The sequence below is a fragment of the Mycobacterium sp. genome, from assembly GCF_025965855.1.
In the GTDB taxonomy this organism is placed as follows: domain Bacteria; phylum Actinomycetota; class Actinomycetes; order Mycobacteriales; family Mycobacteriaceae; genus Mycobacterium.
The window spans coordinates 1-9,967 of sequence record NZ_JAOPWB010000061.1 but is presented as its reverse complement, the minus strand read 5'-3'; the positions used below and the strand labels follow the sequence as shown (position 1 = coordinate 9,967).

10 protein-coding genes are annotated in these 9,967 nt (G+C 68.6%); 7 read left to right on the top strand and 3 right to left on the bottom strand.

Going from position 1 to position 9,967, the window contains the following annotated elements:
* From JWP83_RS04415 to JWP83_RS04385, 7 genes are all read left to right on the top strand, one after another.
* The coding region (locus JWP83_RS04415; protein WP_297726331.1) for an ATP-binding cassette domain-containing protein at window positions 1-2,186 on the top strand (2,186 nt) is incomplete at its 5' end.
* A 75-nt stretch (window positions 2,187-2,261) separates the two neighbouring features.
* Window positions 2,262-2,702 (top strand): DUF402 domain-containing protein, encoded by a 441-nt coding sequence (locus JWP83_RS04410; protein WP_297726329.1) that lies wholly within the window; start codon window positions 2,262-2,264, stop codon window positions 2,700-2,702.
* Window positions 2,703-2,739: 37 nt separating this feature from the next.
* Window positions 2,740-3,177, top strand: coding sequence for a DNA polymerase ligase N-terminal domain-containing protein (locus JWP83_RS04405; protein WP_297726326.1), 438 nt, complete (start codon window positions 2,740-2,742; stop codon window positions 3,175-3,177).
* The gene (ligD, locus tag JWP83_RS04400; protein ID WP_297726322.1) at window positions 3,174-4,172 is read left to right on the top strand and encodes a non-homologous end-joining DNA ligase; all 999 of its coding nucleotides are present in this window, start codon (window positions 3,174-3,176) and stop codon (window positions 4,170-4,172) included. The genes JWP83_RS04405 and ligD (JWP83_RS04400) overlap by 4 nt, the downstream gene beginning before the upstream one ends.
* On the top strand, window positions 4,172-5,071 hold the full coding sequence (gene ligD / locus JWP83_RS04395) for a non-homologous end-joining DNA ligase (RefSeq protein WP_297726319.1): 900 nt from the start codon (window positions 4,172-4,174) through the stop codon (window positions 5,069-5,071). The genes ligD (JWP83_RS04400) and ligD (JWP83_RS04395) overlap by 1 nt, the downstream gene beginning before the upstream one ends.
* Window positions 5,064-5,843 (top strand): DNA-formamidopyrimidine glycosylase family protein, encoded by a 780-nt coding sequence (locus JWP83_RS04390; protein ID WP_297726316.1) that lies wholly within the window; start codon window positions 5,064-5,066, stop codon window positions 5,841-5,843. The genes ligD (JWP83_RS04395) and JWP83_RS04390 overlap by 8 nt, the downstream gene beginning before the upstream one ends.
* 11 nt (window positions 5,844-5,854) lie before the next feature.
* Complete coding sequence (locus JWP83_RS04385; RefSeq protein ID WP_297726313.1) at window positions 5,855-6,271, top strand: hypothetical protein; 417 nt, start codon at window positions 5,855-5,857, stop codon at window positions 6,269-6,271.
* 98 nt (window positions 6,272-6,369) lie between these two features.
* Here the strand turns inward: JWP83_RS04385 and coaE are convergent, their stop codons facing one another.
* The 3 genes from coaE to JWP83_RS04370 all read right to left on the bottom strand — a co-directional run.
* Window positions 6,370-7,602: a dephospho-CoA kinase gene (gene coaE / locus JWP83_RS04380; RefSeq protein ID WP_297726310.1), complete on the bottom strand. Its 1,233-nt coding sequence runs from the start codon at window positions 7,600-7,602 to the stop codon at window positions 6,370-6,372.
* 21 nt (window positions 7,603-7,623) lie between these two features.
* A complete protein-coding gene (gene rpsA / locus JWP83_RS04375) occupies window positions 7,624-9,069 on the bottom strand; it encodes a 30S ribosomal protein S1 (protein ID WP_297726307.1) in 1,446 nt (481 codons plus the stop codon).
* Window positions 9,070-9,242: 173 nt separating this feature from the next.
* A partial coding sequence (locus tag JWP83_RS04370; protein WP_297726305.1) for a DNA polymerase occupies window positions 9,243-9,967 on the bottom strand: 725 nt, incomplete at its 5' end.

Here is a 9,967-nt window from a genome sequence, read left to right as displayed (position 1 = left end):
CGGTGTCGCAGCCGCGGCAGGCGCCCCCGCCGCCGCGGATTCAGGCGTCGGGCATGCCGCCGGCGACGAGGCCACCCCGTGGGACGCCACCCGACCGGCTGACCGTCGTCGACGCCGAGCCGGCGGTCCGGCCGGACGCGCCGCCACTCGCCGAGTCGACCGTCATCGACGCCAAGACGGCCGACGTATCGAACCTGGCCACCAGGTTTGTGAAGTTGCTCTCACCGCGCTCGTCGTCGGCCGCGGGCACCGCCGGTGCCGTGACGATCGGTCGCGCGGCCGACAGCGACATCGTCGTCTACGACGTGCTGGCCTCCCGTCAGCACGCGACGCTGGTGCCCACGCCGCTCGGCCTCGAGATCCGGGACAACAGCATCAACGGCACGTTCGTCAACGGCACCCGGGTCGGGTCGGCGATCCTGACCGACGACGACGTCGTCACCATCGGCAACGTCGACCTGGTGTTCCGGGACGGCACGCTGGTCAAGGGCAGCGAGGCCCCGGCGCGAACCGGCGGCCTGGAGGTGCGCAACGTCAAGTACGTCGTCGACAACGGCAAGCAACTGCTCGACGACATCTCGCTGACCGCCCGCCCGGGGACGCTGACCGCGGTGATCGGCGGGTCGGGCGCCGGCAAGAGCACGCTGGCCAGGCTGATCGCCGGCTACACCAGCCCCACTTCCGGCTCGGTGACCTTCGAGGGCCACGACATCCACGCCGACTACGCGTCGTTGCGCAGCAGGATCGGCATGGTGCCCCAGGACGACGTGGTGCACCGCCAGCTGACGGTCAACCAGGCGCTGGGCTACGCCGCCGAACTGCGGCTGCCGCCCGACACCAGCAAGGCCGACCGCGCCAAGGTGGTCGCCCAGGTCCTCGACGAGCTGGACCTGACCAAGCACGCCGATACCCGGGTCGACAAGCTGTCGGGCGGTCAGCGCAAGCGCGCCTCGGTGGCGCTGGAACTGCTGACCGGGCCGTCGCTGCTGATCCTCGACGAGCCGACGTCGGGCCTTGACCCGGCCCTGGATCACCAGGTCATGATGATGCTGCGCCAGTTGGCCGACGCCGGTCGCGTGGTGATCGTGGTGACGCACATGCTGTCCTACCTCGACATCTGCGATCAGCTGCTGTTGGTGGCGCCGGGCGGCAAGACGGCCTACTTCGGCCCGCCTGACCAGATCGGTGGGGCGATGGGAACCACCAATTGGGCCAAGATCTTCACCAAGGTGGGCGCCGACCCCGAGGAGGCCAACCGGCGGTTCCTGGCCCAGGCCGAGGCGCAGAAGCGGCCCCAGAAGTCGCTGCCGGCCAGGACCGACGAGCCGGGCGACCTGGGCGAGCCGGTCCACACCAGCGTGCGACGCCAGATCTCCACGGTCGCCCGCCGGCAGGTCCGCCTGGTCGTCGCCGACCGGGCCTATTTCATCTTCCTGGCGCTGCTGCCGTTCATCCTGGGTGTGCTGTCGCTGACCGTGCCGGGGTCCAGCGGGTTCCGCGTCCCCGACCCGCACGCGGGGACGCCCGACGAATCCGCGCAGATACTGAACTTGCTGTTGCTCGCCGCGGCCTTCATGGGCACCGCGCTGACGATCCGCGACCTGGTCGGCGAGCGCGCCATCTTCCAGCGCGAACAGGCGGTGGGGTTGTCGACCTCGGCCTACCTGCTCGCCAAGACCGGGGTGTTCTGCGGGTTCGCCATCCTGCAGTCGGCGATCACCACCACGATCGTGGTGGTCGGCAAGGGCGCGCCCACCCAGGGCGGCGTGCTGCTGGGCCATTCCGCCCTGGCGGCCACCTTCGAGCTGTTCCTGACCGTCGCCGCGACGTGCGTGGCCTCGGCCATCCTCGGCCTTGCCATTTCGTCGTTGGTGCGGTCCAGCGAGCAGATCATGCCGCTGTTCGTGGTGTCGATCATGGCGCAGCTGGTGCTGTGCGGCGGGATGGTCCCGGTGACCGGCCGCCTCGTCCTCGACCAGCTGTCCTTCGCGATGCCCGCGCGCTGGGGCTACGCCGCGGCGGCCTCGACGGTGGACATCCGGCATCTGGTGCCGGGTTCGCTGCTCGCCCAGGACCGGTTCTGGGAGCACACCTCGAAGATCTGGCTGATCGACATGGGCATGCTGGCGGCACTGTCTTTGTTCTACGCCGGCTTCGTGCGGTGGAAAATTCGGTTGCGCCGATAGGGTGAGAGAATCCATCCGCCGAAGCACGAGACGTTCGACCTGGTCGCTCGCACCAACACCGATCCGAAGGGCATCGTGCGGGCCGTTGACGAGTACGTCATGCGCCCGTGGGGGCTCTACCTCGCCCGCCCCACCCCGGGCCGAGCCCAGTTTCATTACCTCGAATCGTGGCTGCTGCCGTCGTTAGGCTTGCGCGCCAGCGTCTTTCATTTCAATCCGGGGCATGAGCGCGACCAGGACTACTACCTCGATGTGGGCGAATACACTCCCGGCCCGAAGGTGTGGCGTGCGGAAGACCACTACCTGGACATCGTCGTCGGCACCGGACGGGGCGCGGAATTGGCCGACGTCGACGAGCTGCTGGACGCCGTGCGTCACGGCCTGCTGACCCCGGAAGTCGCCGAACGGGCGGTGCGGCGCGCCGTCGCCGCCGTCGACGGCCTGGCCCGCAACGACTACGACCTGTCCCGCTGGATGGTGACCCACGGCATGGAGCTGACCTGGCGTGAGGCATAGCCCGTTTCCTCACGTGGCCCACGGGTATCACTTTTTGATGCGTTTGATCGACAACCGACGCAAACGCCGGTCCGGCCGGGACCCGCGTTTCGTCATCCAGCACCAGCCGGCCGGCAGCGACCACTACGACCTTCGCCTCGAGATCGACGGCGTGCTGGCGTCCTGGACGATACCCACGGGCACGCGGATTGCCCGCCGCGCGGAGGACCACCCACTCGAAGATGCCGAGCGCGACGTCGCCGGCGACCGCGGCACTTATGTCAACGCGGCGCCCTACGACATGACCGAATGCCTTGAACGCGGACATCTTTCGTTCTGCCTCCGCGGCGAGTGGCTGCGCGGCTGTTTCACGCTCACCCGGATCCGGGAGGGCGACGCGGAGACGTGGCTGCTGATCAGGCGCAAAGACGACGAGGGCGCCGACACGCTGCGTCAGCCGGCGCTGACCGGCCACACGGTGGACGACTGGTCGTGACGGATCTCGCGGGTCTGCCGGCATCGGTGCGTGGCGCGCTGCACGACGAGCCGGTGCCCGACTGGCGGGCTCCGACGCTGGCCACCCTGACCGACAAGCGGTTTTCCGACCCGCGTTGGGTCTTCGAGCGGAAATTCGACGGGATGCGCTGCCTGGCCTTTCGCGACGGCGACCGGGTGCGGCTGCTGTCGCGAAATCGCCAGCCGCTCAACGCAACCTATCCCGAGCTCGTCGACGCACTCGGCGCCCAGCACACGAAGCGGTTCGTCGTGGATGGCGAGGTGGTGGCGTTCGAGGGGCGCCGCACCAGCTTCGCCACGCTGCAGGGCCGGCTGGGCATCACCGACCCCGAGGTGGCAAGGGCATCCCCGATCCGCGTCTTCTACTACCTGTTCGACCTGCTGCACCTGGACGGAAAGTCGACCACCGATGTGCCGCTGCGGTGGCGGAAGAAGCTGCTGCGCAAGGCCCTTGAGTTCGGCGATCCGCTGCGGCTCACGGCCCACCGCGTCGAGGACGGCATCGGCGCCTACCAGGCGGCATGTCAGCGCGGTGACGAAGGTGTGATCGCCAAGTGCGCCGACTCCACGTATGAAGGCGGTCGATCGAAGAACTGGTTGAAGTTCAAGTGCGTTCGCGACCAGGAGTTCGTCGTCGGCGGCTACACCAGCCCCAAAGGCAGCCGAATCGAGTTGGGCGCGCTGCTGCTCGGCTACTATGACGGACGCGACCTGGTCTACGCCGGCAAGGTGGGCACCGGATTCGACGAAGCCACGCTGCGCAGCCTGCATGAGCGGCTGTCCTCCATCGAGCAGGACCGGCCACCGTTCACCCGGGGCCTGGTGCGCGAGCCCGGCGCCCGCTGGGTGCGCCCGGAGCTGGTGGCCCAGATCGGGTTTACCGAGTGGACGCGCGACGGCAAGCTGCGCCATCCGCGTTATCAGGGTCTGCGCACCGACAAGGACCCGCGCGACGTCGTGCGGGAGACACACTGATGGCGCGCATTGACGTCGAGGTCACCCACCCGGACCGGGTGATGTTCCCGAAGGACGGGATCACCAAGGGAGAGCTGGTCGACTACTACGGCGAGGTCGCCGACACCATGCTGCCGCACCTCAACGGCCGGGCGCTCACCGTGCAACGGTTCCCGCGCGGCGTCGGCGAACAAGGCTGGGTGCAGCAGGACTTCGCCGATTCGCTGCCCGACTGGATGGGCCGCGTCGAGGTCGCCCGGGAAGACGGGGTGGGCGGCACATTGGTCCACCCCGTGGCGGATCGCCCGGAGGCGTTGCGCTGGCTGGCCAACCAGAACTGCGTCACTCTGCACGTGTGGCAGTCGCGGCGGGACCGGCTGCACAATCCCGACCGGCTGGTGTTCGACCTCGACCCCTCCGGCAGCGACTTCGCCGTGGTGCGGGCCACCGCCCGAGCGGTGGCCGGGGTTCTGGACGACCTCGGGCTGGCGCGCTATGTGCAGACCACGGGGTCGCGCGGGCTGCACGTCGTGGCGCCGCTGCGCGCCGACACCGATTTCGACACCGCCCGGCGATTCGCCCGCGAGGTCGCCGAGGTGGTGGTGGCCGACGACGCCGCGCACCGCACCGTGGAAGCCCGCAAGGACAAGCGCGGCGACCGCGTGTATCTCGACATCATGCGTAACGCCTACGCGCAGACCGCGGTTGCCCCGTATTCGGTGCGGGCCCGCGTGGGCGCGCCGGTGGCGACCCCGCTGGAGTGGGACGAACTGGACACCCGCGGCCTGCGGGCGGACCGATTCACCATCCGAAATCTCCCCAAACGACTTGCCGGGCAACGCGATCCCTGGGCCGGCATGTACCGGCACGCCCGCTCCCTGACCGGCCCGGCGCAGCGGCTGGCGAAGCTCCGTGCCTGAACTGCCCGACGTGGAGGGATTTCGGCGCGAGCTGGCCGATGCGCTGCCCGGCCGGCGGATCCGGGGCGTGCAGGTCCGCGATCCCGGCATCCTGCGAAACGCCACCGCCGCGGCGCTGGCCCGGCGGCTTGACGGGCACCGTTTCGACCACCCACGTCGGCACGGCAAGTGGCTGATGCTGCCGACGGACGGCCCGACGCTGCTGTTGCACAGCGGGATGACCGGGCATCCGCACTATGCCGCCGACGGCGCCGAGCGTGAGCCGTACGAGCGGCTGGTGATCGCACTGGATCGCGGCGAACTGCGCTACGCCGACCTGCGCAAGCTGGGCGGGGTGTGGCTGGCAGACACCGACGAGGACGTCGCGCACGTGACGGGTCCGCTGGGTCCCGACGCGTTGGGACTTGGCCTGCCGGCGTTTCGCGATGCGCTGCGCGGCCGGTCCGGGCGGCTGAAGCCGACGCTCATGGACCAGTCGGTGATCGCCGGCCTGGGCAACCTGCTCACCGACGAAATCTGCTGGCGGGCCCGGATTGCGCCGACCCGCCCGATCCCGGAGCTGGACGCCGACGACGTCAAGCACCTGCACGCCGCGATGGCCCGGGTGCTGCGCACCTCAGTCCGGCACGGCCGGGTGCCCCGCCTGCCGCGGTGGCTCACCGGCGTGCGCGACGAACCGGACCCGTCCTGCCCGCGCTGCGGCACCAGGCTCGCGCGCGCCCGGGTGGGCGGGCGGACGTCGTTGTGGTGCCCACGCTGCCAGCCCAGGTAATCTCGGCTGTTATGAGCCCCAGCAACCACACGTGGACGACGATCGCCGCCTTGACCGTCATCGCGGCCGGCTCCCAGCTAAGCGTGGCAACTGCGAGGGCGGACCTGCACAACATCACCTACCGGGCCAGGATCGACGCGCTGACCACCGGCAGCCAGGCCACCTTCGTGATCAACGGCGGCCAGACAAACACCACGAACCTTCCCCCGATGCCAGGCAATGTGTTCGAAGCCAATACGGTACTGGGTGATCCGCAGCAGGCCGGCCTGCGGATTGTGCTTCATTTCCCGTACTCGGCGAACGTGCACTGCGAGATCGACGTCGACGACAACGTCTTCACCCAGGCAGACCAAATGGTCAGGACGGCGCCCGGAAATCCCGGCCCCAACAACGGTGTGCTGCAATGCGGCGCGCCGTTGCCCGCCTAGCCGCGGCAATCACATCCGCCCCAGGAATCTCCTGATCGAAGCGCCACACGTTGTGCCCGCTCCCGCGGGGGCTGGTGGGACTCTTGTGAAAGCTGCTCCTAGGGCTGCCATCCGGTTGAGTCGGCCCACTCCCACGCCCGCCGATAGGCGCCGAGATACCACGGCTCCTTGACGGCGACATAGGACGCAATCTCACCGCCCGCGCCTCGCTCGGCTTCTCGTTTGACGGCCAGGTAGTCCGCGCGCTCCGCAGGGTTGGCCGCCAGCCAGTCGATGAACAGCAGGGCGAACTGCTGATTGGGCCAGCCGTCCACCCGGACATGCACGTTGCTCGGCCGTCCCGGGTCCGCCGAGGCGTGAATTCGCTTGTGCCACAGCGACGCGTCGTCGCTGTGGTTGTAACGGTCGACGGTGCTGCGGGCTTGGTCCTTGGAGGCCATGGCAACGTCCGCGGTGATGCGCTCGATGCGGGGGTAGCCCGCGGACAACAGGTGCTCGGCGAGTTCGTCGGCGACCGCCAGCGATTCGACGGTGATCTGAACGTCGATGACGTCCTTGGCGGCGAAGTCCGGACACTCAGAAAACACCGTCGAGCCGATGTGGTCGACGCGCAGCGCCCGGTGGCCGCAGGCGGTCTTCAGGCGGGCCAAAATTCGCCGCGCCTGGTCCGGCCAATTCGGGTCTGCCGGCACGAGACGCGCGGGCGCCCGGGCGATCCGGCGCGCGCTCAGGTTGTGGGCGAACGGCAGGATTCGGTCGTCCCACACGCCGCGGGCGCGCCGCGCCAACTCCTCCGGGCTGCCCGAGTTGTCCAGCCAGACGTCGGCGACCGCGCGGCGCTGCTCGTCATCGGCCTGCGCGGCGATCCGCGCGCGGGCGTCTTCCTCGGTCATGCCGCGTTGGTCGACCAGCCGTCGCACCCGCACCTCGACGTCGGCGTGCACCACCACCACGAGCGGGAACAGCGGCGCCATTCCGGATTCCACCAGTAGCGGTATGTCTTCGACCACAACGGCGTCGTCTGCTACCGACGCGATGATTTCCGAGCGCCGCTGGCCCACCAGCGGGTGCACGACCCCGTTGAGCTTCTTGCGCGCTTCGTCGTCGCGAAAAGCCTTGGCGGCCAACGCCGGGCGATCCAGCGATCCGTCGGGCCGCAGGATGTCCTCACCGAACGCCTCGACCAGCGCGGCCAGGCCCTCGGTGCCCGGCTCGACCACCTCGCGCGCGATGACGTCCCCGTCGACGATGACGGCGCCGCACTTCGCGAAGGTGGCCGAGACCGCCGACTTGCCGGCACCGATGCCACCGGTCAGCCCGATGCGCAGCATTACGTGAGCGAGTGGAAAAGGCTAGGCGTTGCCGGCGAGCTTTTCCCGCAGAGCCGCCAGCTGGGCGTCGCTGGCCAGGGATCCACCCGCCGCCTTCTCCGAAGACGCGCCGTTGCCCGGCGACGGGTCGCCGGCGGCGTGCGCGGCCGACTCGGCCGCCGCGAACTTCTCGATCTGCGCGGTGTGCATCTTGTGCCGGCGCTCGGCCTCGGCGTAGCGCGCCTCCCACTCGGTGCGCTGGGCGTCGAATCCCTCCAGCCATTCGTTGGTCTCGGAGTCGAAGCCCTCGGGGAAGATGTAGTTGCCCTGCTCGTCGTAGCTGTCGGCCATGCCGTACTTCGCCGGGTCGAATTCCTCGGTGTAGTCCTCGTTGGCCTGCTTGAGCGACAACGAGATTCGGCGGCGCTCCAGGTCGATGTCGATGACCTTGACCATCGCGTCGTCGCCGACGGCGACCACCTGGTCGGGCACCTCGACGTGGCGCTCGGCCAGCTCGGAGATGTGCACCAAGCCCTCGATGCCCTCCTCGACACGGACGAACGCGCCGAACGGAACTAGCTTGGTGACCTTGCCGGGAACGATCTGACCGATGGCGTGCGTGCGCGCGAAGTGTCGCCACGGGTCTTCCTGGGTCGCCTTGAGCGACAACGAAACCCGCTCGCGGTCCATGTCGACATCGAGCACCTCGACGGTGACCTCGTCGCCCACCGTGACCACCTCGGACGGGTGGTCGATGTGCTTCCAGGACAGCTCGGAGACGTGCACCAGACCGTCCACACCGCCGAGGTCGACGAACGCGCCGAAGTTGACGATGGAGGAGACCACACCCTTGCGGATGCTGCCCTTCTGCAGCTGGTTGAGGAACTCGCTGCGCACCTCGGACTGGGTCTGCTCGAGCCAGGCCCGGCGGGACAGCACCACGTTGTTGCGGTTCTTGTCCAGCTCGATGATCTTGGCCTCGATCTCCTTGCCGATGTACGGCTGCAGGTCGCGGACGCGGCGCATCTCGACGAGCGAGGCGGGCAGGAAGCCGCGCAACCCGATGTCGAGGATCAGGCCACCCTTGACGACCTCGATGACGGTGCCCTTGACGGCCTCGTCCTTCTCCTTGAGCGCCTCGATGGTGCCCCAGGCGCGCTCGTACTGCGCGCGCTTCTTGGAGAGGATCAGCCGGCCCTCTTTGTCCTCCTTGGTGAGGACCAGGGCCTCGACCTCGTCGCCGACGGAAACGACCTCGTTGGGGTCGACGTCGTGCTTGATGGAGAGCTCGCGGGCGGGGATGACCCCTTCGGTCTTGTAGCCGATGTCGAGGAGCACCTCGTCCCGGTCAACTTTGACGATGGTGCCTTCGACGATGTCGCCATCGTTGAAGTACTTGATCGTTTTGTCTATTGCTGCAAGGAAGTCCTCGGCGGAGCCAATGTCGTTGACGGCTACTTGCGGCGAGGTGACGGCGGGACTCGGCATGTTGTTGGGTTGCTCCGGACAGGTTGGGTCGTAGGGACAAAATGGATTTACCCGTCGAGGCTACTCGACAGGGCACACGCTGGACAAACTCGGCCGGCCGCCTAGCTGACGCGAATGTAACGTCACGGCGAATTTGCGGCCGATTTTTCGCCATCACGGTACACCGGCGTGCCTTAGTGCGCGGCGGCGTCCCAGCTGCGGCCGTAGCCCACCGAGACCGAGAGCGGGACGTCGAGCGGGTAGGCACCGCCCATCTTCTCGCGCGCCAGCGCCTCGAAGAGTTCCCGCTCGCCGGGCGCGATTTCGAACAACAGTTCGTCGTGCACCTGCAGCAGCATCCGCGACGCCAGTCCGGCCTCTTTGATCGCCTTGTCGACCTCGATCATCGCCACCTTGATGATGTCGGCCGCGCTGCCCTGGATGGGCGCGTTGAGCGCCGCCCGCTCGGCGGCCTCGCGCACCTGACGATTGCTGCTGTCCAGCTCGGGCAGGTAGCGGCGGCGGCCCAACACGGTCGAGGTGTAGCCGTCCTTGCGGGCCTGCTCGACGACGTCCATGAGGTAGTCGCGCACCCCGCCGAACCGGGCGAAGTACTGCTCCATCTGGACTTTCGCCTCCTCGGTGGAGATCTTCAGCTGGGCCGCCAGCCCGTAGGCGCTCAACCCGTAGGCCAGCCCGTACGACATCGCCTTGACCCGGCGGCGCAGCTCGGCGGTGACCTCCTCGATCGGCACCCCGAACGCCCGCGAGGCGACGAACGAGTGCAGGTCCTCCCCGGTGTTGAACGCCTCGATCAGGCCCTCATCGCAGGACAGGTGCGCCATGATCCGCATCTCGATCTGGCTGTAGTCCGCCGTCATGAGGCCCTCGAACCCGGGACCGGCGACGAAGCCCTGGC